This window comes from Sphaerotilus natans, from assembly GCF_900156335.1.
Lineage (GTDB): Bacteria > Pseudomonadota > Gammaproteobacteria > Burkholderiales > Burkholderiaceae_C > Sphaerotilus > Sphaerotilus natans.
Genome location: NZ_FTMZ01000024.1, coordinates 1 through 23,706, shown reverse-complemented (window position 1 = coordinate 23,706; position 23,706 = coordinate 1). Strand labels below are relative to the sequence as shown.

At 70.6% G+C, this 23,706-nt stretch carries 28 protein-coding genes and 1 pseudogene; 22 read left to right on the top strand and 7 right to left on the bottom strand.

The features are described 5' to 3' along the window. Nucleotides 1-50: 50 nt before the first annotated feature. Entirely contained in the window at nucleotides 51-941 is an 891-nt protein-coding gene (locus BW996_RS17790) for a LysR substrate-binding domain-containing protein (protein ID WP_037484039.1), read from the bottom strand. A 122-nt stretch (nucleotides 942-1,063) separates the two neighbouring features. Here BW996_RS17790 and nifE point away from each other — a divergent pair, with 122 nt between their 5' ends. The 6 genes and pseudogenes from nifE (at nucleotide 1,064) to BW996_RS17760 (ending at nucleotide 6,914) form a co-directional block, all read left to right on the top strand. Next, nucleotides 1,064-2,485 carry a nitrogenase iron-molybdenum cofactor biosynthesis protein NifE gene (gene nifE / locus BW996_RS17785; protein WP_037484037.1) on the top strand — a complete coding sequence of 474 codons (1,422 nt, stop codon included), beginning with the start codon at nucleotides 1,064-1,066 and terminating at the stop codon, nucleotides 2,483-2,485. Between the two features lie 28 nt (nucleotides 2,486-2,513). Then, nucleotides 2,514-3,242: a hypothetical protein gene (locus tag BW996_RS17780; protein WP_037484034.1), complete on the top strand. Its 729-nt coding sequence runs from the start codon at nucleotides 2,514-2,516 to the stop codon at nucleotides 3,240-3,242. A gap of 45 nt (nucleotides 3,243-3,287) precedes the next feature. Further along, nucleotides 3,288-4,871, top strand: coding sequence for a PD-(D/E)XK nuclease domain-containing ATP-binding protein (locus BW996_RS17775; RefSeq protein ID WP_037484031.1), 1,584 nt, complete (start codon nucleotides 3,288-3,290; stop codon nucleotides 4,869-4,871). A 92-nt stretch (nucleotides 4,872-4,963) separates the two neighbouring features. Beyond that, nucleotides 4,964-5,473: pseudogene (gene msrA, locus BW996_RS21945) on the top strand (peptide-methionine (S)-S-oxide reductase MsrA); the annotation flags it as partial. 36 nt (nucleotides 5,474-5,509) lie between these two features. Next, nucleotides 5,510-5,953, top strand: a complete 444-nt coding sequence (gene msrB, locus BW996_RS21940) for a peptide-methionine (R)-S-oxide reductase MsrB (RefSeq protein ID WP_245801926.1) — start codon at nucleotides 5,510-5,512, stop codon at nucleotides 5,951-5,953. Next, the gene (locus tag BW996_RS17760) at nucleotides 5,946-6,914 is read left to right on the top strand and encodes a phosphotransferase enzyme family protein (protein ID WP_076459033.1); all 969 of its coding nucleotides are present in this window, start codon (nucleotides 5,946-5,948) and stop codon (nucleotides 6,912-6,914) included. The genes msrB and BW996_RS17760 overlap by 8 nt, the downstream gene beginning before the upstream one ends. Here the strand turns inward: BW996_RS17760 and BW996_RS17755 are convergent. From BW996_RS17755 to BW996_RS17745, 3 genes are all read right to left on the bottom strand, one after another. Next, a complete protein-coding gene (locus BW996_RS17755) occupies nucleotides 6,883-7,293 on the bottom strand; it encodes a DUF4870 family protein (protein ID WP_037486216.1) in 411 nt (136 codons plus the stop codon). The genes BW996_RS17760 and BW996_RS17755 overlap by 32 nt on opposite strands. Nucleotides 7,294-7,359: 66 nt before the next feature. Continuing rightward, entirely contained in the window at nucleotides 7,360-7,878 is a 519-nt protein-coding gene (locus BW996_RS17750; protein ID WP_051632336.1) for a glutathione peroxidase, read from the bottom strand. A gap of 92 nt (nucleotides 7,879-7,970) precedes the next feature. Beyond that, a complete protein-coding gene (locus BW996_RS17745; RefSeq protein WP_037486217.1) occupies nucleotides 7,971-8,630 on the bottom strand; it encodes a pyridoxamine 5'-phosphate oxidase family protein in 660 nt (219 codons plus the stop codon). Nucleotides 8,631-8,747: 117 nt separating this feature from the next. Here BW996_RS17745 and pdxR point away from each other — a divergent pair, with 117 nt between their 5' ends. The 10 genes from pdxR (at nucleotide 8,748) to modC (ending at nucleotide 16,400) form a co-directional block, all read left to right on the top strand. Further along, nucleotides 8,748-10,295: a MocR-like pyridoxine biosynthesis transcription factor PdxR gene (pdxR, locus tag BW996_RS17740; RefSeq protein WP_076459032.1), complete on the top strand. Its 1,548-nt coding sequence runs from the start codon at nucleotides 8,748-8,750 to the stop codon at nucleotides 10,293-10,295. Between the two features lie 109 nt (nucleotides 10,296-10,404). Further along, on the top strand, nucleotides 10,405-11,859 hold the full coding sequence (gene nifN / locus BW996_RS17735) for a nitrogenase iron-molybdenum cofactor biosynthesis protein NifN (protein WP_037484762.1): 1,455 nt from the start codon (nucleotides 10,405-10,407) through the stop codon (nucleotides 11,857-11,859). 65 nt (nucleotides 11,860-11,924) lie between these two features. Continuing rightward, complete coding sequence (gene nifX / locus BW996_RS17730) at nucleotides 11,925-12,341, top strand: nitrogen fixation protein NifX (RefSeq protein WP_037484760.1); 417 nt, start codon at nucleotides 11,925-11,927, stop codon at nucleotides 12,339-12,341. After that, nucleotides 12,338-12,856: a NifX-associated nitrogen fixation protein gene (locus BW996_RS17725; RefSeq protein ID WP_081838262.1), complete on the top strand. Its 519-nt coding sequence runs from the start codon at nucleotides 12,338-12,340 to the stop codon at nucleotides 12,854-12,856. The genes nifX and BW996_RS17725 overlap by 4 nt, the downstream gene beginning before the upstream one ends. Beyond that, nucleotides 12,849-13,064 carry a CCE_0567 family metalloprotein gene (locus tag BW996_RS17720; RefSeq protein WP_037484758.1) on the top strand — a complete coding sequence of 72 codons (216 nt, stop codon included), beginning with the start codon at nucleotides 12,849-12,851 and terminating at the stop codon, nucleotides 13,062-13,064. The genes BW996_RS17725 and BW996_RS17720 overlap by 8 nt, the downstream gene beginning before the upstream one ends. Further along, entirely contained in the window at nucleotides 13,061-13,366 is a 306-nt protein-coding gene (gene fdxB / locus BW996_RS17715) for a ferredoxin III, nif-specific (protein ID WP_037484757.1), read from the top strand. Before BW996_RS17720 ends, fdxB begins: the two co-directional genes overlap by 4 nt. Before the next feature lie 3 nt (nucleotides 13,367-13,369). Continuing rightward, nucleotides 13,370-13,771, top strand: a complete 402-nt coding sequence (locus BW996_RS17710; RefSeq protein WP_037484755.1) for a nitrogen fixation protein NifQ — start codon at nucleotides 13,370-13,372, stop codon at nucleotides 13,769-13,771. Nucleotides 13,772-13,859: 88 nt separating this feature from the next. Then, complete coding sequence (gene modA, locus BW996_RS17705) at nucleotides 13,860-14,630, top strand: molybdate ABC transporter substrate-binding protein (RefSeq protein WP_081838261.1); 771 nt, start codon at nucleotides 13,860-13,862, stop codon at nucleotides 14,628-14,630. Between the two features lie 8 nt (nucleotides 14,631-14,638). Beyond that, the gene (gene modB / locus BW996_RS17700; protein ID WP_037484753.1) at nucleotides 14,639-15,316 is read left to right on the top strand and encodes a molybdate ABC transporter permease subunit; all 678 of its coding nucleotides are present in this window, start codon (nucleotides 14,639-14,641) and stop codon (nucleotides 15,314-15,316) included. Between the two features lies 1 nt (nucleotide 15,317). Then, entirely contained in the window at nucleotides 15,318-16,400 is a 1,083-nt protein-coding gene (gene modC / locus BW996_RS17695) for a molybdenum ABC transporter ATP-binding protein (RefSeq protein WP_037484751.1), read from the top strand. A gap of 28 nt (nucleotides 16,401-16,428) precedes the next feature. On the opposite strand, the gene BW996_RS17690 is transcribed toward modC, so the two are convergent. Beyond that, on the bottom strand, nucleotides 16,429-17,274 hold the full coding sequence (locus tag BW996_RS17690; RefSeq protein WP_051632206.1) for a TOBE domain-containing protein: 846 nt from the start codon (nucleotides 17,272-17,274) through the stop codon (nucleotides 16,429-16,431). Between the two features lie 290 nt (nucleotides 17,275-17,564). Here BW996_RS17690 and BW996_RS17685 point away from each other — a divergent pair, with 290 nt between their 5' ends. The 6 genes from BW996_RS17685 (at nucleotide 17,565) to fdx (ending at nucleotide 22,627) form a co-directional block, all read left to right on the top strand. Then, complete coding sequence (locus tag BW996_RS17685) at nucleotides 17,565-18,785, top strand: IscS subfamily cysteine desulfurase (protein ID WP_037484749.1); 1,221 nt, start codon at nucleotides 17,565-17,567, stop codon at nucleotides 18,783-18,785. Nucleotides 18,786-18,855: 70 nt separating this feature from the next. Beyond that, a complete protein-coding gene (iscU, locus tag BW996_RS17680; protein WP_037484748.1) occupies nucleotides 18,856-19,287 on the top strand; it encodes a Fe-S cluster assembly scaffold IscU in 432 nt (143 codons plus the stop codon). A 128-nt stretch (nucleotides 19,288-19,415) separates the two neighbouring features. Beyond that, nucleotides 19,416-19,766 (top strand): iron-sulfur cluster insertion protein ErpA, encoded by a 351-nt coding sequence (gene erpA, locus BW996_RS17675; RefSeq protein ID WP_037484746.1) that lies wholly within the window; start codon nucleotides 19,416-19,418, stop codon nucleotides 19,764-19,766. A gap of 13 nt (nucleotides 19,767-19,779) precedes the next feature. After that, complete coding sequence (locus tag BW996_RS17670) at nucleotides 19,780-20,103, top strand: HesB/IscA family protein (RefSeq protein ID WP_037484744.1); 324 nt, start codon at nucleotides 19,780-19,782, stop codon at nucleotides 20,101-20,103. 91 nt (nucleotides 20,104-20,194) lie between these two features. Then, the gene (gene hscA / locus BW996_RS17665) at nucleotides 20,195-22,096 is read left to right on the top strand and encodes a Fe-S protein assembly chaperone HscA (protein ID WP_037484742.1); all 1,902 of its coding nucleotides are present in this window, start codon (nucleotides 20,195-20,197) and stop codon (nucleotides 22,094-22,096) included. Between the two features lie 174 nt (nucleotides 22,097-22,270). Then, nucleotides 22,271-22,627, top strand: a complete 357-nt coding sequence (gene fdx / locus BW996_RS17660; RefSeq protein ID WP_037484739.1) for an ISC system 2Fe-2S type ferredoxin — start codon at nucleotides 22,271-22,273, stop codon at nucleotides 22,625-22,627. Nucleotides 22,628-22,668: 41 nt separating this feature from the next. Here fdx and BW996_RS21105 read toward each other — a convergent pair whose 3' ends face one another. Next, nucleotides 22,669-23,460: a DUF2971 domain-containing protein gene (locus BW996_RS21105; protein WP_083701067.1), complete on the bottom strand. Its 792-nt coding sequence runs from the start codon at nucleotides 23,458-23,460 to the stop codon at nucleotides 22,669-22,671. 42 nt (nucleotides 23,461-23,502) lie between these two features. Next, nucleotides 23,503-23,706, bottom strand: a 204-nt coding sequence (locus BW996_RS17645; RefSeq protein ID WP_375136226.1) for a transposase, incomplete at its 5' end; no start/stop codon positions are given.

The following is a 23,706-nucleotide window of genomic DNA, read 5'->3' as shown; positions in this document are numbered from 1 at the left end:
TGGTGCTGTCTACGTGAAGTTCGGGAGGCGCCGGGGGGGGGGCGCGCCCGTCAGCGCAGCGCCTCGCGCAGCCACTCGACGAAGGCGGCGCATTCCCAGCGCTTGAGCGTGCCGGGCTTCCAGCAGATGAAATGGCTGTTGGGCGAGCGCACCGACAGCCGCGACAGCCGCACCACGCGGCCGCTCTCCAGCCAGGCCGCACCCAGCTTCAGGCGCTGCAGCGACACGCCGAAGCCGCTTGCCGCGGCGTCGAAGATCAGGCCGGCGTCGTTGAACTGCGCGCCCGCGTCCGGCTCCGGCAGCGCGATGCCGCAGTGGCGGAACCAGGTGCCCCAGGGCTCGAGCGGGCTGCGGATCAGGTGCGCGGCCTGCACCTGCTCGAGCGTGTCGAAGCCGTCGAAGGGGCCGTTCTCACGCAGGTAGTCCGGGCTGCACACCGGCGTGATCTCGTCGTCGAGCAGGCGCAGCTCCTCGACATCGGCATAGCCGCCGACGCCGAAGCGGATCTCCAGGTCGGCCTCCTCGGCGGTGACGTCCAGCAGCGGGATGGCCACCTGCATCGACAGCTCCACGTCCGGGAACTGGCTGCGAAACAGCGCCAGCCGCGGCAGCAGCATCTGGCGCGAGAAGGTCGGCGGCACCGCCAGCCGCAGCCGGGTCAGGCGCTTTTCCTGCGCGCTGTGGCCGGGCAGCTGGCGCAGCGCCTGCAGGCCGATGCGCACCTGCGCGAGGTAGTGCGCGCCCTCGGTGGTCAGACCGAAGTCCTGGCGGCTGAACAGCTTCAGCCCGACCAGCGCTTCGAGCTGGCGCAGCCGGTGGCTGACCGCGCTGGGCGTGACGCTGAGCTCGTCGGCCGCCAGCGTGGCGCTGCGCAGGCGCGCCACCGCCTCGAAGGTCAGCAGGCACTGGATCGGTGGAATGCGGGCGGGCGAGGACGACATGGAACCGATTGTGACGCGCCGCGCCGCCGGGCGACATTGGCGCGTTCCCGCCATTCCCGACACGCCGGTGCATGGCCCGGAACCTGCTGCATCTGCCCTGTCATTCGCCACGGAGGTTTGCCATGTCCGCTTCGCTGAAGGCCAAGATCGCCGATGTCTTCGACGAGCCCGGCTGCGACAAGAACCAGACCAAGAGCGAGAAGGAGCGCAAGAAGGGCTGCACCAAGCAGCTCACGCCGGGCGCCGCCGCCGGCGGCTGCGCCTTCGACGGCGCCAAGATCGCGCTGCAGCCCATCGTCGACGTCGCCCACCTGGTCCACGGCCCGATCGCCTGCGAGGGCAACTCCTGGGACAACCGGCATTCGGCCAGCAGCGGTCCGACGACCTACCGCACCGGCTTCACCACCGACATCAACGAGTTCGACGTCATCTACGGCGCCGAGAAGCGCCTGTTCAAGGCCATCCGCGAGATCGTCGACAAGGTCGACCCGCCGGCCATCTTCGTCTACCAGACCTGCGTGACCGGCCTGATCGGCGACGACATCGAGGCGGTGTGCAGGCGCGCCGCCGAGAAGTTCGGCAAGCCGGTCATCCCGGTCAACGCGCCCGGCTTCGCCGGCCCGAAGAACCTGGGCAACAAGCTCGGCGCGGAGGCGCTGCTGGACCACGTCGTCGGCACGATGGAGCCGGAGCGCACCACGCCGTACGACATCAACATCATCGGCGAGTACAACCTGTCGGGCGAGCTGTGGCAGGTCAAGCCGCTGCTCGATGCGCTGGGCGTGCGCATCCTGTCGTGCATCTCGGGCGACGGCCGCTACCGCGAGGTCGCCTCGGCGCACCGCGCGCGCGCCAACATGATGGTGTGCTCGAAGTCGATGATCAACATCGCCACGAAGATGCAGCAGCGCTGGGGCATTCCGTACTTCGAGGGCTCGTTCTACGGCATCAGCGACATGAGCACGACGCTGCGCGAGATCGCGCGGCTGCTGGTCGAGCAGGGGGCGCCGGCCGACCTGAAGGACCGCACCGAGGCGCTGATCGCCGCCGAGGAGGCGCGCGCCTGGGAGCGCATCCGCGCCTACCGCGAGCGCCTGGCCGGCAAGCGCGTGCTGCTGATCACCGGCGGCGTGAAGAGCTGGTCGGTCGTCAGCGCGCTTCAGGAGGCCGGGCTGGAGGTCGTCGGCACCTCGGTGAAGAAGTCGACCCGGGAGGACAAGGAGAAGATCAAGGAGATCATGGGCGACGACGCGCACATGATCGACGACATGACGCCGCGACAGATGTACGCGATGCTGCGCGACGCGAAGGCCGACATCATGCTGTCGGGCGGGCGCAGCCAGTTCGTCGCGCTGAAGGCGCGCATGCCCTGGATGGACATCAACCAGGAGCGCCACCACGCCTTCGCCGGCTACGAGGGCATGATCACGATGATCGCCGAGATCGACAAGGCGCTCTTCAACCCGATGTGGCAGCAGGTGAGGGCGCCGGCGCCGTGGGAGGCGGTCGATCCGCTGCTTCGGGCGGAGGCGGCGCCGGCCTGACACGCGCCAGTGACGGGACAATCCCGTCATGCCGAACCTGCCTCTCCATGCCCTGCTCGACGACGCCGGCCTGAACCGCCAGCATGTCTTCGCCCTGGCCGACCTGCCGGCCGATCTGCTCGCGCCGCTGGATCTGGCGCCTGGCGAGACGCAGCTGCTGCTGTTCGGGCATGCCGGGCGGCGATTGTGGGACTGCGTGCAGGCGCAGCAGGCCGACGGCCAGCTCGGCGCCGAGCACCCCATCGATGAGCACAGCGTGCGCACCGTCGAGCGCTGGCTGCGCCAGGCGCTGCCGGGCACGCGCGCGCGCTTCGTCTATCCGGTCGGGCTGCCGCCGGGCCGGCATGTCGGGCTGCAGCGCCTGGGCAGCCTGGCCGGCTGGCACCATGCGTCGCCGTTCATGGTCGGCATCGATGCGCGGTGGGGCTCGTGGTTCGCCTATCGCGCGGCCATCGTCACCGATTCCAGGCTGCCGCCGTCGCCGGCCGTCGATCTTGGCCACCCCTGTCCGACCTGCCTGCACCGGCGCTGCATCGAGGCCTGCCCCGGCCGGGCGCTCGACAGCGGCCGCATGGAGATCGAGGCCTGCCAGCGCGAGCGGCTGACCGAGGGCTCGCCGTGCGCGTCGGGCTGCGCGGCGCGACTGGCCTGTCCGGTCGGCGCCGAGCACCGCTACGACCTCAGCCAGATCCAGCACGGCGGGCGCGGCTCGCTGGAGGCGATCCGGCGGCATCGGGAGGGGCGGGCGCAGGGGTGAATCATCCCGTGGCATGCGTGCGCCTGCTCACTACACTTGGGCCTCATGAACGCCACCCGCCCCGTCCCGCCCCGGCGCAAGCTGCCGATCGGCATCCAGACCCTGAGCGAGATCCGCTCGGGCGGCTGCTACTACGTGGACAAGACGGCGCAGATCATCGATCTGGTGGACTCTGGCAAGTGCTTCTTCCTGAGCCGGCCGCGCCGCTTCGGCAAGAGCCTGCTGGTGGACACGATGAAGGCGCTGTTCGAGGGCGAGCAGGCGCTGTTCACGGGACTGGCGGCCGAGACGCGCTGGGACTGGTCGCGGCGGCATCCGGTGATCCGCATCAGCTTCGGCGGTGGTGTGGTCAGCAGCGAGGCCGGGCTGGTGCAGCGCATCCAGCACGGCCTGCGCGGCAATTTCCGGGCGCTCGGGCTGGGGCGGGCCGATGACATTCCCGTCGACGACGTGGCCGGCCATCTGGCCGACCTGATCGAGCGTGCCCACGCCGCCAGCGGACAGCAGGCCGTGGTCCTGGTCGACGAGTACGACAAGCCGATCCTCGACAACATCACCGAGCCGGCCACGGCGCGCCTGATGCGCGAGGGCCTGCGCAACCTCTATTCGGTGCTGAAGGAGATGGATGCGCACCTGCGATTCGTGTTCCTGACCGGGGTGAGCAAGTTCAGCAAGGTCAGCCTGTTCTCGGGCCTGAACAATCTGCGCGACATCACGCTCGATCCGCACTACAGCGCGCTGTGCGGCTACACCGAGCACGACGTGGACACCGTCTTCGCACCCGAGTTGCCGGGGCTCGATCGCGAGGAGATTCGCCGCTGGTACAACGGCTACAACTGGGGCGGAACGAGCGTCTACAACCCGTTCGACGTGCTGCTGCTGTTCCAGAACCGTCAGTTCCAGCCGTACTGGTTCGAGACGGGTACGCCGACCTTCCTGGTCCGGTTGCTGACCGAACGGGGCTTCCATACGCCCGACCTGAGCCGGCTGCATGGCAGCCTGACGCTGCTGTCGAGCTTCGACATCGATCGCATCGAGCCCGAGGCGCTGCTGTTCCAGGCCGGCTACCTGACGCTGCACGGCGTGACCGAGCCGCTGCCGGGCCAGCAGGTCTACACGCTCGGCTACCCGAACCGCGAGGTCGAGTCGAGCCTGAACGCCGCGCTGCTGTACGGCCACGGCGTGCCGGAGCGGCCCTCGTTCGACGCGCGCATCCGGCTGGTCGAGGTGCTGCGCCAGGGCGACACGGCGGCGCTGCGCGAGCTGTTCCACGCCTTCTTCGCCAGCATCCCGAACGACTGGTACCGCAACAGCCCGATTGCCCGGTTCGAGGGCTACTGGGCCAGCATCTTCTACAGCCACTTCGCCGCGCTGGGCCTCGACATCGTCGTCGAGGACGCGACGAACAAGGGCCGCATCGACATGACGGTGCTGTTCGCCTGCGCGGTGTGGTTGTTCGAGTTCAAGGTCGTCGAGCTGGTGCCCGAGGGCCGGGCCCTGGCGCAGATTCAATCACGGGGCTACGCCGACAAGTACCGGGCGCGCGGCGAGCCGATCCACCTGATCGGCGTGGAGTTCAGCAAGACCGACCGCAACATCGTCGGATTTGAGGTCGAGACCTTGCTGTAAGCCCGGAAGAACCCTTGTGCCCCGCAGGCGCGGGCGGCCTTGGCTACGCTCGGGGCCTGTCCGTCATGCGCTCACGCGAAGGAATCCCGCCGATGAACACCCCCGCCTCCACTGAAACCGCCATCCTCGCCGGCGGCTGCTTCTGGGGCATGCAGGAGCTGATCCGCCATCTGCCCGGCGTCGTCTCGACCCGCGTGGGCTACAGCGGCGGCGACGTGCCCCACGCCACCTACCGCCGCCACGGCACGCATGCCGAGGCGATCGAGATCGTCTTCGACCCGTCGCGCCTGAGCTACCGCGCGCTGCTGGAGTTCTTTTTCCAGATCCACGATCCGACGACGCCGGATCGCCAGGGCAATGACCGCGGCCCGTCCTACCGCTCCGGCATCTACTGGCTGAGCGAGGCGCAGCGCCAGACCGCCGAGCGTCTCGTCGCCGAGGTGAACGCGTCGGGCCGCTGGCCCGGCCCGGTGGTGACCGAGCTGAAGGCCGCCGGCCCCTTCTGGCAGGCCGAGCCGGAGCATCAGGACTATCTGCAGCATTATCCGGACGGCTACACCTGCCACTGGGTGCGGCCCAACTGGCGCCTGCCGCAGCCGGGCCGGCCCGAGCCGGCGCCGCTGATCGACTGGCGCGAGGTGCTGCGCCGCGCCCGCGAGGGCAATGTCGCGCCGCCGCGCCGCGTCGAGCGCGAGCCGGCCTTCTGGCAGGCGCGGCTGACGCCCGAGCAGTACTTCGTCACCCGCCGCAAGGGCACCGAGCGGCCGTTCAGCTCGTCGATGTGCGGCCTGTTCACGCCCGGGCGCTACCACTGCGCCTGCTGCGGCACGCCGCTGTTCGACGCCGGCGAGAAGTTCGACAGCGGCACCGGCTGGCCGTCCTTCACCCAGCCGGTCGACGGCCGCGCGGTGGCCAGTCATGTCGACGAGTCGCACGGCATGGTGCGCGTCGAGGTCACCTGCGCGGTCTGCGATGCGCACCTCGGCCATGTCTTCCCGGATGGTCCGCCGCCCTCGGGGCTGCGCTACTGCATCAACGCGCTGTCGCTGGAGAAGGACGGGCGGGGCGTGGCCGGTGACTGAGGCGAGCGCCGCCGGGGTCGAGGCCGACGTCTCGGCCGCCTGCCGGGCACTGGCGCGGCGTCTCGGGCTGGGCGAGGTGCGGCCGCGGGTGATCGGGCGCTTCTCGAACCTCGTGCTGGCGCTGGCGCCGACGCCCTGGGTCGCGCGGGTGGCCACCGGCACCGCCGGGCCGCGCGCCGATCCGGCCTGGGCCCGGCGCGAGGTCGCGCTGGCGCGGGCGCTGCAGGCGGGCGGGGCGCCGGTCGGCGCGCCCGCGCCGGGCGAGCTGGCCGGGCCGCACCAGGAGGCCGGCTGGCGCATCACGCTGTGGCGCGGGCTGGACCTGGGGCTGCAGCCGCCTGATCCACATCAGGCCGGGCGTGCGCTGGCGGCCTGCCACACGGTGCTGGCGACCCTGCCGGCTGCGCTGGTGCCGGGGCAGGCCGCGCCTGAACCCTGGGCACCGCTCGACGAGGCCCGGCGCCTGCTGGCCGCCGCGCCGGACGAGGCGCGCGCCGACCTGCTGGCCCGGCTGGACACGCTGGCGCGTGCGCTGCGAGCTCACCCAGCGCCGCTGCAGTGGCTGCACGGCGATGCGCAGGTCAACAATGCGCGTGCGCTGCGGGCTGATCCGGCGGCCAGCGTCTGGCTCGACTGGGAGGACGCCTGCCGCGGCCCGCTCGAGTGGGATCTGGCCGGTCTGGTCGGTGCGGGCCGGATCTTTGGTGGCCCGGAGCAGGCCTGGGCTGAAGCGGCGCTGGCCGGCTGGTGCGAGCAGGGACCGCCGATCGACACGGCGCTGCTGGACGCCTGCATCGAGGCGCGTGCGCTGTTCGTCGTCGCCTGGACCGGGTGGATGGGGGCGGACCGGCCTGGCCGGCGCGAGCGGCTGGCGGCCCGGCTCGCCTGGCTGCAGCAGCGCGGCCAGGCCGGCGTCGCCGCTGCGGCGCTCATTCCTGCGGCATCGCCTCGCCGTCCTTGAGGCGCAGCCAGCCGCGCGCGATGCGGTAGATCGCCCAGACGCCGAGCAGGAACATGCCCAGCGGCAGCGTCGCGAAGCCGACCAGCAGCGGCATCAGCGGCACCGACAGCAGCAGCACCACCAGTGTCCAGGCCAGCGCGATCCAGAAGGTGCGGATCACCCAGTCGACATGCGAGGCCATCCAGGTGCCGCGCACCTTGTCGCGGTGGATGTAGCTCAGCACCACCGCGATGATCGAGGGCCAGCCGAACAGGAAGGAGCCGACCACGCTGGCCGCACCGAAGGCCCCCAGGCCGAGGCCGAAGGCATGCAGCGCGTAGATGATGTGCAGCGTGCGGCGCAGGCCGTCGGGGTCGTCGTCGACGATGATGACACTCATGGGCGGGGCTCCTGAGGCAAATGGGCTGTGACTTCCTGCCCATTCTGCACCCATCCCGGGCGGCCATCAGGCCGGGCGCGGCAGCAGCGGCTCGATGTGGGCCTGCAGCGACTGCGGCGTGTCGGTCGGCGCGAAGCGGCGCACGACCTGGTGCCGGGCGTCGAGCAGGAACTTGGTGAAGTTCCACTTGATCGCCTCGGTGCCGAGCAGGCCGGGCGCAGCCTGCTTCAGATGGCGGTAGAGCGGATGCGTGCCCGGCCCGTTGACCTCGATCTTGGCGAACATCGGAAAGCTCACGTCGTGCGAGAGCCGGCAGAACGAGGCGATCTCGGCGGCGTCGCCCGGCTCCTGCTGGCCGAACTGGTTGCACGGAAAGCCCAGCACCGCGAAGCCGCGCGCCTGCCAGCGCCGGTGCAGCGCCTCCAGCCCGTCGTACTGCGGCGTGAAGCCGCAGCGGCTGGCGACGTTGACGATCAGCAGCGCCTGGCCGGCGAAGTCGCCCAGCGTGGCGGCGCGGCCGTCGAGCCGCTGCAGCGGCACGGCGTCGAGTTCGGAGGGATCGAGGGAGGCGCGGGAGGCGGACATGGTCGGGCAGGGCAGGTGGACGACGAGGCAAGGATCATCGCCCGGTCCGCACCTCCCTGTCGGCAGCGGGGCGGCTGGCCGTGTGGCGAGGGTCAGCCGGCCGACGGCGCCAGGCTGGTCGGCAGCGGCGGGGGCAGGGCGACCGCGCTGTCGGGCTCGGCCTGCGGCGCGCCGGCCTGCAGCGACAGCGGCAGCACGCCGGCCCAGGTCGGCCAGGCGAGGTCCTCGTCGTCGTCCTTGGGGCCGCCGGTGCGCACCTTGGCCGAGGCCTCGGCCAGCGACAGCCGCAGCACCGTGGTGGCGCCCATCTCCTTGTCGGTCATCGGCCGCAGCGTGGCCCAGCGGCCCGGCGAGACGCGATCGGTGAAGGCCGCCAGCGCGGCGGCCTTGTGCGCCGGCTCGGTCACGAGCTCGAAACGGCCGTAGACCACCACCGAGCGGAAGTTCATCGAGTGGTGGAAGGCCGAGCGTGCCAGCACCAGGCCGTCGAGCAGGGCAAGGCTGACGCAGCACTCGGTCTCGGTCAGCGCCTTGAGCATGCGCGAGGCCTTGGCGCCGTGGATGTAGAGGTGATCGCCCTCGCGCCAGACGGCGGTCGGGATGCTGTGCACGCCGCCGTCGAGCGGGAAGGCGACATGGGCGATCCAGGCCGCGTCGACGATCGCCGCGAGGGTCTCGGCGTCGTAGCGGGCGCGCTCGGGCAGGCGGCGCACGCGGGTGCGTTCGGACGGGGCAGCATTCGGGGTGGCCATGGGCGGGAGACTCCAGCAGGATCGGATTTGGGTTCGCAATTCGGTTCGCGATGGCACGATAGGCGCCTGGTGGCTCCATGACGAGATCCACCGGGGCGTGCATTCATGGAGCCACCGATGTCTATCGATCTGTCCGACGTGTCCACCGTGTCCGATCTGCGCTGGCCGCTGGGCCTGCCACGCCAGCAGGCGCTGCACGAGCACCTGCGCGGCCTGATCCTGCGCGGTGTGTTGCGGGCGGGCGCGCGGCTGCCGGCCAGCCGGGCGCTGGCGGCCTCACTCGGCGTGGCGCGCAACACCGTGCTGCATGCCTATGCGCAGCTGCAGGCCGAGGGCTATCTGCAGGCCGACCGCCACGGCACCCGGGTCGCGGCGCTGCCGGTGGCTGGCGTGGCGCTGGAGGCTGCGCCGGCCGGTCCGGGCCTGTCGCGTCGGGCCGAGCAGGCGCTGGCCGAGGCCGGGCGCGGCGCGGCCGACCTGTCGCTGCTGCCGCTGGCGCTGGGCGTGCCGGATCTGGCGTCCTTTCCGCTGCGCGCCTGGCGTGCCAGCCTGGACCGCGCCTGGCGCCAGGCGGGCGCCCGCCAGCTCGGCTACGCGCCGCCGGGTGGCGAGCCGGCGCTGCGCACGGCGCTGGCGGGCTGGCTGTCCGGGCGCAGCGGCATGGCGCTGGCGCCGGAGCAGGTGGTGGTCACCTCCGGCACGCAGGGCGCGCTGGACCTGTGTGCGCGGCTGCTGGCCGACGAGGGCGACACCGCCTGGGTCGAGGACCCCGGCTACGGCGGCGCGCGCACCGCCTTCGCGCTGGCCGGGCTGCGGGTGCATCCGGTGCCGGTCGATGCCGACGGGCTGGCGCCGTCCGAGGCGGACTGGGTCCGGCACCCGCCGCGGCTGATCTTCGTGACGCCCGCGCACCAGTTCCCGACCGGCGCGGTCATGCCGCTGGCGCGCCGGCTGGCGCTGCTTGAGCGCGCCCGCGCCGCCGGCGCCTGGATCGTCGAGGACGACTACGAGAGCGAGTTCCGCCGTGCCGGGGCGCCCGTGCCGGCGCTGGCCGCGCTGCAGCCCGATGCGCCGGTGGTGCATGCGCTGACCTTCTCGAAGACGCTGCTGCCGACGCTGCGCCTGGGGGCGCTGGTGGTGCCGGTGGCGCTGGCGGCCGACTTCGCCCGCGCCGCCGGCCGGCTGACCCGCCCCGGGCAGGGCATCGAGCAGCGCGCGCTGGCCGACTTCATCGAGCGGGGGCGCCACACCGTGCACCTGCGCCGGATGCGCGCGCTCTACGCCGGCCGCCGCGACAGGCTGCGCGAGGCGCTGCAGCGCCATCTGCTGGCGCATGCGCCGCCAGCGCTGCGGCTGACGGTCCGTGGCGGCGACGCCGGCCTGCACCTGCTGCTGGCCTGGACGGGGGCGCCAGACGAGGCCGGCGTGGCGGCGCGCGCGCAGGCGCTGGGCGTGGCCGCGCAGCCGCTGGGGCGCTTCCGGCTGGCGCCGGCCGCCGCCGCAGGGACGCCGGAGCAGGGCCTGGTGCTGGGCTACGGCGCCACGCCGGACGCGCTGATCGACGGCGCGGTCGAGCGGCTGGCGCTGGCCTTCCCGGTCAGCGGCTTCGGCGCTTTTGTGCCAAACCCGCCAATCGGCGCCGCGCGCCGGGACATCCCGCTCTGATCGTCCAAGTCCTTGTCGGGAAAGACATTTCTTCTGTCCGCCGGGGGCGCGGAGGCGCTGGCACCGATCCTGCGTTGACGAGGGGGCAACGCAGCGATCGGAGTCCTTCATGGCCCTCGTCACCGAATCGAAGAAGTCCTGCGCGGTCAATCCGCTGAAGATGAGCCAGCCGCTCGGCGCCAGCTACGCCTTCATGGGGCTGGAGAGCTGCATGCCGGTCATGCACGGCTCGCAGGGCTGCACCTCGTTCGGCCTGGTGCTGCTGGTGCGCCACTTCAAGGAGGCGATCCCGCTGCAGACCACCGCGATGAACGAGGCCACCACCATCATGGGCGGCTTCGACAACGTCGAGAAGGCGGTGCTCAACATCCGCAGCCGCACGAAGCCGCAGGTGATCGCGATCTGCTCGACCGGCCTGACCGAGACCAAGGGCGACGACGTCGAGGGCTACCTGAGGCTGATCCGCCAGAAGCACGCCGAGGCGCTCGGCGACACCGCGCTGGTCTATGTCGGCACGCCCGACTATGTCGGCGCCTTCCAGGACGGCTGGGCCCGCGCGGTCGAGGCGATCGTGCGCACGCTGGCCGAGCCGGGCGTGGCCACCGTGCCGGGGCGTGTCGCGCTGCTTCCAGGCTGCCACCTCTCGCCCGGCGACGTCGAGGAGCTGCGCGAGATCGTCGAGTCCTTCGGGCTGGAGCCCTGGGTCGTGCCCGACGTGGCCGGCTCGCTCGACGGCCACATTCCCGAGGACTGGCTCGGCACCACGCTGGGCGGCACGCCGCTGCGGCAGCTGCGCGCGCTGGGCTCGGCGCAGCACTGCCTGGCCTTCGGCGAGCAGATGCGTCCGGCCGCCGAGCGGCTGCAGACGCAGTGCGGCGTGCCGTTCACGCTGTTCGACCGCCTGACCGGGCTGGCGGCGACCGACGCGCTGATCGTCGAGCTGGCGCGCCTGTCCGGTCGGCCGGTGCCGGCGAAGCTGCGCCGCCAGCGCAGCCAGCTGGTCGACGCGATGCTCGACGGCCATTTCCACTTCGGCAACGTGCGCATCGCGCTCGGCGCCGAGCCGGACCTGCTGTGGTCAGCCGGCAGCTTCCTGGTCGAGATGGGCGCCGAGCTGGTGGCCTGCGTGACGACGACGCATTCGCCGCTGCTGGCGAAGATGCCCGCCGGCGAGGTGCTGATCGGCGACCTGGAGGACCTGGAGCGCCTGGCGCAGGCCGCCGACGCCGACCTGCTGATGACGCACTCGCACGGCCGCCAGGCGGCCGTGCGGCTGGGCCGGCCGCTGTTCCGCCTCGGCATCCCGATGTTCGACCGCATCGGCAATGCGCATGTCGTGCATGTCGGCTACCGCGGCACGCGCAGCTTCGTCTACGCGGTCGGCAACCTGCTGATGGACCAGATCGCCCATCACGGCCCGGGCGATTGGCCGCTGCCGGCGGCCTCGCTGGCGGCGGTGGCGCAGGTCGGCGGCCCGCCGGCCGAGGCGCACCTGCCAGCGCGCATCCCGCGGCGACAGCGCACGTCGCCGGCCGCCGACCCGGTCGCCGAGGCCAGCGCCTGAGAGGGCCTGGAGCCTTTCCGCCGGTTTGTCCGCCTTCCCCTGACCCTGACGCAAGGAGTCCCGCGATGAAGATCGCCTTCGCCACCCAGGACCAGCAGCGCGTCGACGCGCACTTCGGCTGGGCCAAGCACCTCGCGGTCTACGAGATCGGACCCGGGGGCTACCACTTCGTCGAGGACTTCGGCTTCGGCGAGGACCTCGCCGAGGACGGCAACGAGGACAAGCTCGCGCCGAAGCTGGCCGCGATCCACGACTGCGCGATCGTCTACGTCGCCGCGATCGGCGGCTCGGCGGCGGCGCGGGTCGTCGCCTCGAAGATCCACCCGGTCAAGGTCACCCAGCCCGAGCCCATTCTGGACATCCTCGACAAGCTGCAGGACGTCCTCAAGGGCACCCCGCCGCCGTGGCTGCGCAAGGCGCTGATGAAGGGGCAGGCGCGCAGCTTCGATTTCGAGGACGACGAGGAAGTGAACAAGTCATGAGCACGAGCACCACCACCGCCACCACCCTGGTGGCCGACAAGCCCGCCGCCATTGCCGCCGCCATTCCCGACGAGGACTGGCTGCAGGACACCTTCATCCGCGAGCTAGTCAAGCAGCTGCGCGCCCAGGACACCCACGGCACCTGGGAAGGCAAGAGCGACCTGACCATCCTGGCGCCCTACGTCATCACCGCCGAGCAGCGCAAGGCCATGCCGATCATGGGCGACCCGGACCCTGAGACGCTCTGGCGCCTTGACCTGTTCCACAACGCCATCGGCCTGTGCATCGAGCGCGCCACCGGCTGCATGGTCAGCCCGATGATGAAGATGAGCCACGAGGGCTTCGGCCGCTGCGTGCTGACCACCGGCCGGCTCATCGTCGTCAACCGCTACCTGCGCGACGTGCACCGCTTCGGCTACGCGTCGCTGGCCAAGCTGGCCGAGGCGGGCAACAAGCTCGTTGCCGAAGGCGTCGGCATGGTCGAGAAGTACCGCGAGGTGGCCACCTATGGCTGACATCGACACCGTCACCGCGCTGAAGGCCGAGGTGAAGAAGCTCAACGCCAAGGCCACGCAGGCCAAGATGGACCTGCACGATCTGTCCGAGGAGCTGCCCACGAACTGGGAAAGGATCCTCGATGTCGCCCGAACCGCCCACGACGCCCACGCCGCGCTGATCGCGGCGCGCCAGTCGCTGGCCGACGCCCAGGCCGCCACATCATGAGCACCTATTCCGTCACCCTTCCGAGCGGCGCCACCTGGACGCCGCAGTTCGTGCAGTCGCTCGACGAGGCCAAGTGCATCGGCTGCGGGCGCTGCTTCAAGGTCTGTCCGCGCGGCGTGCTCGAGCTTGTCGGCCTGACCGAGGACGGCGAGCGCATCAGCGTCGATCTCGACGACGACGATGACGAGGCGTACGAGAAGAAGGTCATGACCATCGCCAAGGGCGAGCTGTGCATCGGTTGCACCGCCTGCTCGAAGATCTGCCCGAAGAAGTGCTACACGCACGGCGCGGTCGAGGTCTGAGCCATGGGTGACCGACCGCTGCTGCTGTTCGTGCCGACGCCGGAGCTGCTGCGCCGCCAGGCGCTGCGCGCCGACGAGATCGAGGAGGTGAGCCGCCTGCTGCTCGAGCATGCCGATCCCGGTGTCGGCTCGAGCGCCGACCGCGCCGAGGTCGCCGGCATCGTCGCGCTGGCCTGCCTGGGCGACGACCACCTGTGGCAGGACCTGCAGCTGGCCAGCCGCGCTGAGCTTGGTGCGCTGCTGCGGCGCTGGTTCCCGGCGCTTGCAGCGAAGAACACCGGCGACATGAAGTGGAAGAAATTCTTCTACAAGCAGCTGTGCGAGCGCGCCGAGATCCAGGCCTGCCGCGCGCCGAGCTGCGCGGTCTGCAGCGACCATGCGCTCTGTTTCGGTCCTGAAGCGTGAGTGCTTGTCTTCCGTGCCGATGTTCAAGGCGGGCGGTTTTTTTCTTCAATCGCTATAGTGTCGACAACATAACGTGAGAAGGCTTCCGATGATTGCGTCGCGCATCCTGATGGGGCTGGCCGTGCTGGTCGGCCTGTGGACCGCCCAGGCGGCCCAGATCGCCCACGCTGGCGAGGCCACCGTGGCCGTGGCCGCCAACTTCACCGCACCGATGGCGCGCCTCGCGCCGGAGTTCGAGCAGGCCACCGGCCACCGGCTGGTGCTCACCCACGGCGCGGTGGGCAAGTTCTACGCGCAGATCCGCAACGGCGCACCCTTCGACGTGCTGCTGTCCTCCGACGACGAGACGCCGGCCCGGCTGGAACAGGAGGGTCTGGCGCAGCCGCAGACCCGCTTCACCTACGCCATCGGCCGTCTGGTGCTGTGGAGCGCGCAGCCGGGCCGGGTCGACGCCCAGGGCACGGTGCTGCGGCGTGGCGAATTCGCACGCCTGGCCATCGCCAATCCGAAGGTGGCGCCCTACGGCGCAGCGGCGGTCGAGGTGATGGCGCGCCTGGGCGTGCAGGCCACGCTGGCGCCGAAGATCGTGCGCGGCGACAGCATCACGCAAGCCTGGCAGTTCGTGGCCACCGGCAATGCCGAGCTGGGCTTCGTCGCGCTGTCGCAGGTCTGGAAGGATGGCCAGTTCGTGGCCGGCGGCTCGCAGTGGCTGGTGCCGGCCACGCTGCACGCGCCGCTGCGCCAGGATGCGGTGCTGCTGCGCCGTGGCCAGGGCAATGCGGCGGCCGAGGCCGTGATCGCCTATCTGAAGTCGGACGCTGCGCGCCGCGTCATCCGCGCCTACGGCTACGAGTTCTGAGGCCGGGCATGCTGAGCGCTGATGACCTGCAGGCGCTGGGGCTGACGCTGCGCCTGGCCGCGATCGTGACGGCGTTGCTGCTGCTGCTCGGCACGCCGCTGGCCTGGTGGCTGGCGCGCACCCGCTCGGCCTGGAAGGGGCCGGTCGCCGCGCTGGTGGCGCTGCCGCTGGTGCTGCCGCCGACGGTGCTGGGCTTCTACCTGCTGCTGGCGATGGGGCCGGCCGGGCCGGTGGGGCAGTTCGTGCGCGAGCTGGGCCTCGGGCCGCTGCCCTTCACCTTCGAGGGGCTGGTGATCGCGTCGGTGTTCTATTCGCTGCCCTTCATGGTGCAGCCGCTGCAGAGCGCCTTCGAGGCGATCGGCGACCGCCCGCTGGAGGTGGCCGCGACGCTGCGGGCCTCGCCGCTGGATGCCTTCTTCACCGTGGTCGTGCCGCTGGCCGCGCCGGGCTTCCTGACCGCCTCGGTCCTGACCTTCGCGCACACGGTGGGCGAATTCGGCGTGGTGCTGATGATCGGCGGCAACCTGCCGGGCGAGACCCGGGTGGTTTCGGTGCAGATCTACGACCATGTCGAGGCGATGGAATACGCCCAGGCGCACCGCCTGTCGGCGGCGATGGTGGCGTTTTCCTTCCTGGTGCTGCTGGCGATGCAGCTCTGGCGCCCGGGCGCGAAGAGGAGAGGCTGACATGGCGCCCCCGCTGATCGAGGCCCGCTTCCGGGTCGACTGGCCGGGTTTCTCGCTCGATGTCGACCTGCGGCTGCCTGGGCGCGGGTTCACGGTGCTGTCCGGCCCCTCCGGGTCGGGCAAGACCACGCTGCTGCGCTGCGTGGCAGGGCTGGAGCGTGCGCCGCAGGGCCGACTGGTGGTCGACGGCGAGGTCTGGCAAGACGGGGCGCAGGGGCTGCCGGTACACCGTCGGCCGATCGGCTATGTCTTCCAGGAGGCCAGCCTGTTCGATCACCTGAGCGTGCTGGGCAATCTGCGCTATGGCCTGAAGCGGCTGGGCTCAGGCGCCGATCCGGCGCGGCTGGAGCAGGCGGTCGCGCTGCTGGGCATCGGGCATCTGCTCGAGCGCCGTCCGGAGCGGCTGTCGGGCGGCGAGCGCCAGCGCGTCGGCATCGCCCGGGCGCTGGCGCTGGGGCCACGCCTGCTGCTGATGGACGAGCCGCTGTCGGCGCTGGACCTGGCGCGCCGCCAGGAGATCCTGCCCTACCTGGAGCGGCTGCGCGAGGAGCTCGACATCCCGGTGCTCTATGTCACCCATGCGCCGGACGAGGTGGCGCGGCTGGCCGACCACCTGGTGGCGCTCGAGGCGGGGCGCGTGCTGGCGCACGGGCCGCTGCAGGAACTGCTGGTGCGGCTCGATCTGCCGCTGCGCCTGGGCGAGCAGGCCGGCGCGGTGCTCGACGCGACGATCGGTGAGGTCGACACCCGCTGGCATCTGGCGCGCGCCGACTTTGACGGCGGCAGCCTCTGGGCCCGTGATCCGGGCCTGCCCCTCGGCCAGCGGGTGCGGGTGCGGGTGCTGGCGCGCGATGTCAGCCTGGCCGCGCAGCCGGGGGCCAGCAGCATCCAGAACCAGCTGCCCGGCGTGGTCGAGGCGGTCGGCGCGGACGATCATCCGGCGCTGGCGCTGGTGCAGGTGCGGGTGGGCGCGGCGCTGCTGCTGGCGCGGCTGACGCGGCGCTCGGCCGACCAGCTCGGCGTGGTGCCGGGGCAGCGGCTGTGGGTCCAGGTCAAGTCGGTGGCGCTGCTGGAAACGCGCTGAGGCGCCGTTGGCCGGGCCGCCGCGCCCCTCAGCCGAAGGTCAGCAGCACCACCTGATCGCCGTCGAACGCCGCCCAGGCGGCATCGCCAGGCTGCAGCGCCGTGGCGGCGTCCGGCTCCACCGCGGCGTGGAGGGACTCGCCGCCGCCGAGATCCAGCGTGACCGCGGTGCGGGTCGTGCCGGGACGCAGCTGCACGACGCGGCCGGCCAGCTGGTTGCGGCCCGGCGGCGGGCGCCGCGCCGGCTGCGCGACCAGCTTCACCGCCGGCGCCTTGACCAGCGCCCAGACCTCGCGACCCGGCGCCAGGCCGAGCAGCTCGGCCGATTCCGGCGTGATCGTCGCCAGCAGCGTCGGGCCGGTGCTGCCGCCGAGGCCGGCCTCCGGGTCGTCGAGCTGCAGCCGCACGTCGACCAGGCCGCCGCGGTCGCTCAGCGCCGTCACCCGGGTGGCGAACTGGTTGCGCGCGCTGGTGCGCATGCCCAGGCGGCGGATCAGCGCGCGCAGCGTCGGCGCGTCGGCGTCGTCCGGCACCGGGCCGATGCGGTCGAGAATGTCCTGCTGCGAGCTCTCCATCGCGCGGTGCAGCCGGATGAGCTGGCGCGCGTAGCCGGTCAGCCGCGTGCCGCCGCCGCCGCGCCCGCCGGTGAAGCGCTCGACCAGCGGCTCGGGCGCGAGCCGGTTCATCGTGTCCAGCGCCTCCCAGGCGGCCTTGTACGACAGCGGCACCTCGCGCGCGGCGCGGTTGAGCGAGCCGCAGCGGTCGATCGCCTCCAGCAGCCGGATGCGCGATTCGCTCAGCACCGCGCCCAGCGGCGTCTGCAGCGTCAGCCGGCCGGTCAGCGACGGGGCAGGGGGAAGATCCGGTGTGCTCATGGGCACGAGTCTAGTGTCGTGCCACGGCTGACTGGATGGCCTCCTGCCGCAGCGGACAGGCCGCGGGTGCGAAGGGCCATGTCTGCGCGTCGCATTGACGACAAAGCCGACATGCCCCGGCAGCTTCGCGACAGCGCCCGCCCGCCGTGCGGCGGAATCACGCAAGTGATTGATGCGTCGGAAGTTTTTGCGCTGGATCAGACAGGCCGCGCGGCTCCGGCCGGCTGGCACGCTCCATGCAGCGCAGAGGCTGTCAACCGAGAACCCCCGCACCTTCCGGAGCCCCGACGATGGACGCCAGCCTGAGCAAGCCGATCTACCTCGACTACGCCGCGACCACGCCGGTCGATCCCCGGGTCGTGCAGGCGATGGTGCCTTACCTGTACGAGCAGTTCGGCAACCCGGCCTCGCGCAGCCACGCCTTCGGCTGGGCGGCGGAGGAGGCCGTCGAGATCGCCCGGGAGCGGGTGGCCGCGCTGATCGGCGCCGACCCGCGCGAGATCGTCTGGACCTCGGGCGCGACCGAGTCGAACAACCTCGCGATCAAGGGCGCGGCGCAGTTCTACCAGGGCCGCGGCAAGCACCTGATCACCGTGAAGACCGAGCACAAGGCGGTGCTCGACACGATGCGCGAGCTCGAGCGCCACGGCTTCGAGGTCACCTGCATGGACGTCCGCGACGACGGCCTGGTCGACGTGGAGGCCTTCCGCGCGGCGATCCGGCCCGACACCATCCTGGCGTCGGTGATGTTCGTCAACAACGAGATCGGCGTCGTCCAGGACGTGGCGACGCTGGGCCGCATCTGCCGCGAGAAGGGCGTGATCTTCCACGTCGATGCGGCGCAGGCCACCGGCAAGGTCGCCATCGACCTGGCCGAGCTGCCGATCGACCTGATGAGCCTGTCGGCGCACAAGACCTACGGCCCGAAGGGCATCGGGGCCCTCTACGTGCGCCGCAAGCCGCGCATCCGCATCGAGGCGCAGATGCACGGCGGCGGCCACGAGCGCGGCATGCGCTCGGGCACGCTGGCCACGCACCAGATCGTCGGCATGGGCGAGGCCTACCGGCTCGCCGCCGAGCACATGGGCCGCGAGAACGAGCGCATCCGCGCGCTGCGCGACCGGCTGCTCGCCGGCCTGGGCCAGATCCCGGAGATCCGCGTCAACGGCAGCCTCGAGCAGCGCGTGCCGCACAACCTCAACATCAGCTTCACCTTCGTCGAGGGCGAGTCGCTGCTGATGGGCATGAGCGGCATCGCGGTGTCCTCCGGCTCGGCCTGCACCTCGGCCAGCCTGGAGCCGAGCTACGTGCTGCGCGCGCTGGGCCTGCCCGACGAGGTCGCGCACAGCTCGATCCGCTTCTCGGTCGGGCGCTTCACCACCGAGGCCGAGATCGACGCCGCCATCGCCAAGACCCGCCACACCGTCGAGCGGCTGCGTGCGCTGAGTCCGCTGTGGGACATGCACGTCGCCGGTGTCGACCTCTCGACGGTGCAGTGGGCCGAGCACTGAGGCCGCGCCGCGCGCACGCAACCGCACAGACACCGCACAGACAAGACACACCGAGCCACAGGAGTTCGTCATGGCATACAGCGACAAGGTCATCGACCACTACGAGAACCCGCGCAACGTCGGCGGCTTCGAGGCGGCGGACGGCGACGTCGGCACCGGCATGGTCGGCGCGCCGGCCTGCGGCGACGTGATGAAGCTGCAGATCAAGGTCAATCCGGCCACCGGCGTCATCGAGGACGCGCGCTTCAAGACCTACGGCTGCGGCTCGGCGATCGCGTCGAGCTCGCTGGTCACCGAATGGGTCAAGGGCAAGACGCTCGACCAGGCGCTGTCGATCAAGAACACCCAGATCGCCGAGGAGCTGGCGCTGCCGCCGGTCAAGATCCACTGCTCGATCCTCGCCGAGGACGCGATCAAGGCGGCGGTCAGCGACTACCGCCAGCGCGCCACGCCCACGCCCGAGGGCGTCGCCTGCGCGCCGGTCGTGCCGGCCGCGCACTGAGCCGACCCGCCAGCCCGCCCCGTCTCTTTCCCGACTTCTCCCTTCTTTCCCCCAAGGAGCGAACCATGTCCGCATGCCAGTCCCAGGGCTCGTCCTGCAGCACCCCGTCGATGAGCGCCCCGCCGGTCATGCCGGTGCTGCCCGAAGGCGTCGATCCGATCGTCGTGACCGACGCGGTCGTCGGCAAGGTCGCCGAGATGCTGGCCGAGGAGGGTGATCCCTCGCTGCAGCTGCGTGTCTTCGTCACCGGTGGCGGCTGCTCGGGCTTCCAGTACGGCTTCGCCTTCGACGACGAGAAGAAGGCCGACGACGTGCGCGTCGAGAAGGGCCCGGTCACCGTGGTGGTCGACGCGATGAGCCTGCAGTACCTGATGGGCGCCGAGATCGACTTCGAGGACAAGCTCGACGGCGCGCGCTTCGTGATCCGCAACCCCAACGCCGCGAGCACCTGCGGCTGCGGCAGCAGCTTCGCGGTCTGAGGGGAGAAGGCGCATGACGATCACCGTGACCCCGAAGGCCGCCGGCAAGATCCGCCAGGCGCTGGACAAGCGCGGCGGCGGCGTGGGCCTGCGCGTGGCGGTGCGCACCAGCGGCTGCTCGGGCTACGCCTACGCGCTGGAGTTCGCCGACACGGCGCTGCCCGACGACCTGAGCTTCCCCTGCGAGGGCGTGACGCTGCTGGTCGACGCGCAGAGCCTGCCGATGCTCGACGGCACCGAGCTCGACTGGGTCCGCGAGGGCCTGAACGAGGGCTTCAAGTTCCACAACCCGAACGCGACCGCGACCTGCGGCTGCGGCGAGTCCTTCGCCGTCTGAGCGGGCGGGCGCGTCGGCCGCGCCCGCCTGCCGCCCCTCGCTTATTCCCGCCTGTTCGTCCGTCCGACCCCCGCTTCCGAGGAGCCCCGACATGGCCCTGCTGCAGATCGCCGAACCCGGCCTGGCCGCCGCCCCGCACCAGCACCGCCTCGCGGTGGGCATCGATCTCGGCACGACGAATTCGCTGGTCGCGACGATGCGCAGCGGCGTGCCGGTGGTGCTCGGCGACGAGGACGGGCGGCTGCTGCTGCCGTCCGTCGTGCATTTCGCGCAGGACGGCAGCCGTCGGGTCGGCGACGCGGCGCGCGCGATGGCGCTGCAGGATCCCTTCAACACCATTGCCTCGGCCAAGCGCCTGATCGGGCGCTCGCCGGCCGACATCGCGCCGGGCACGGTGCCGTATGCGGTCGAGACGCTGGGCGACAGCGCGGTGGGCGTGCGCACCCGCGCCGGCCTGGTGAGCCCGGTGGAGATCGGCGCCGAGGTGCTGCGCAGCCTGCGCGGCCGCGCCGAGGCGAGCCTGGGCGGCGAGCTGGTCGGCGCGGTCATCACCGTGCCGGCGTATTTCGACGACGCGCAGCGCCAGGCCACCAAGGACGCGGCGCAGGCTGCCGGCCTGAACGTGCTGCGCCTGCTCAACGAGCCGACGGCCGCCGCGGTGGCCTACGGGCTGGAGTCGGCCAGCGAGGGCTGCTATGTCGTCTACGACCTGGGCGGCGGCACCTTCGACGTCAGCATCCTGAAGCTCGCGCGCGGCGTGTTCGAGGTGATCGCCACCGCGGGCGACCCGATCCTGGGCGGCGACGACTTCGACCATGTGCTGGCGAGCTGGTTCGCGCACGAGACCGGCGGCTGGACGCCGGCCGAGCAGACCGCGCTGCTGGCGGCGGCGCGTCGCGCCAAGGAGGCGCTGACCGACGCCGAGGCGGTGGCGATGCACTGCACCCGCGCCGACGGCGTGCACGAGATGCTGCGCGTGACCCGCGAGCTGTTCGATGCGCTGACGCGCACGCTGGTCGAGCGCACGATGATGCCGGTGCGCCGCGCGCTGCGCGACGCGCGGCTCAAGCCCGACGATGTCGACGGCATCGTGCTGGTGGGCGGCGCCACGCGCATGCCGGCGGTGCGCGCGGCGGTGGCGGCGCATTTCGGCCGCGCGCCCTTCACCGGCATCGATCCGGACCAGGCGGTGGCGCTGGGCGCGGCGATCCAGGCCGACCAGCTCGCCGGCAATCGCGGCGCCGACGGCCTGCTGCTGCTCGACGTCAATCCGCTGTCGCTGGGGCTGGAGACGATGGGCGGGCTGGTCGAGAAGATCATCCCGCGCAACTCCACCGTGCCGACGGCGCGCGCGCAGGACTTCACCACCTTCAAGGACGGCCAGACCGCGATGAGCCTGCACATCGTGCAGGGCGAGCGCGAGCTGGTCGACGAGTGCCGCTCGCTGGCGCGCTTCACGCTGCGCGGCATTCCGCCGATGGTGGCCGGTGCGGCGCGCATCCGCGTGACCTTCCAGATCGACGCCGACGGGCTGCTGAGCGTCAGCGCGGTCGAGCAGACCTCGGGCGTGCGTGCGCACATCGAGGTCAAGCCCAGCCACGGCCTGGGCACCGAGCAGGTCGCCGGCATGCTGAAGGCGGCGCTGGGCAATGTCGAGGCCGACGCCGCGGCGCGCCTGCTGCGCGAGGCCGAGATCGACGCGCGCCGGCTGCTCGACGCCACCGAGGTGGCGCTGCGCGAGGACGGCGACACGCTGCTGCTGCCCAAGGAGCAGTTCCTGATCCTGCGCGCGATGCAGGACGTGGCCGACGCGCTGGAGCAGTGCGCCGAGAGCGAGGGCACGACGCCGGCCGAGCAGAAGTCGCTGCGCGAGCTGCTGCGCGACGCCACCGAGGCGCTCAACCAGGTCACCACCCCTTTCGCCGGCCGCCGCATGGACGCCCGCGTCCGCGAAGTCCTCTCCGGCCGCACCATCGAGCAGATGGCCGCCTGACCCCAGGCCGCCTCTCCGTCATGCCCGCGCACGGGGCCCTCGCGCGCCACGCCTCCCCGTCATGCCCGCGCAGGCGGGCACCCACGCACGCCCCATCCCCCCGTGGCTCCTCGCCTTCGCGAGGATGACGCCGTTCGTTTTCTCTTTCCTCCCCCCGCACCCCGGAGCCTGACCATGTCCGCCCAGCCCAAGCCCCCGACCCGGATCACCGTGCTGCCGCACCCCGACCTGTGCCCGGACGGCCTCGTCTTCGACGCCCCGTCCGGCCGCAAGCTCGTCGACGTGATGCTCGAGCACGGCATCGCCATCGAGCACGCCTGCGAGAAGGTCTGCGCCTGCGCGACCTGCCACGTCCACCTGCGCGCCGGCGCCGAATCCGTCGCCCCGCCGGACGACGAGGAAGAAGACCAGCTCGACGACGCCTGGGGCCTGGACGCCCAGTCGCGCCTGTCCTGCTGCGTCAAGGTCAAGGGCCCGGCGCTGACGGTGGAGCTACCGCGGTATACGAAGAATCATGCGAGGGAGAGGTGATGGAGCTCGTGTTGAAAATTTTTCGATGTGCGTAATTCTATTTACGTCGGCATTATATTTAGCAGGAAATGCGAGTCATTTGGTATTGCACGCTTCAATATTGTTGATCTGTATTGTTCGTTGGATTGTAGGATCGATATTATGGATTTTTCAGTCTCATCTGTGGCTCGTGCGCCTAATATGATGCTTGTTATTGCGTCTCTTGGGAATTTAAATAAATGAACCGGGAAAGGTTTGCATGGTATTACTGATTTTGCGTCAGCGAGATCTCGCATTATTCGCCATTCTCGCTCGTAGGACCAGTGCGAACTTTTCGTTAAAACAAGATCAGTCCAATCCATTTCGCTGAGGCGAGCGCTTGGTCGAGCATCCCGATAAAGAACACGCCTGAGATGTCTGAGTTCATCGTCGGGCGATCGTCTTTCGTGGAAATGGGGGTGGTGTGCATTAAAACCAATGACAAATCCTGTGTGGCTGGATCCATAGTGTGACCACATCAATATGCTGTCTGGAACTTCAGACAAACATAGGGTGCCAACATGTTCGTCAAATTTTTTGTGAAACATGTCTTTCATGGCAGGTACGGCTTTTTCTGTTTCTTTGAGGATGTCAATGCCATTCGCCTCCATGAGTTTTTCTGTGAGAAAGACGAAATCTTGGAAGCTCAGATTTTTCTTGTCTTGCTCAGGAATTTGGTCGTAAATTTTTTTTGCTTCTTCAGGGAATACGGTTGATATTATTTCTATTTTTTCCTCTCGTGTGTTTAGATCGGTGATTTCTGGGCGACCTTCAAACGGATCATTGAATCCTCCCAGAGGCGTGTATCGGAGCATGGCTCCGTCAAGGGTCAGGGCGATTGCATGAAGCCCGATCCCCTACTTCGGGCTGATGCCGAGCACGGTCTCCAGATACTTCGGGCTCCAGGCGGCCTTCTGGCGCTTGATGTTGAGACTGGTCTTCCTGGATTTTTCCTGCTTGAGCAGGTTCAGGCTCATGCGTCTGAGGATGGCGAAGTTCTCGGCCCCGTCGCCCACGCGGATGCGACAGTCGTCTTCGGAGAAGGTCATGTCCAGCACCCA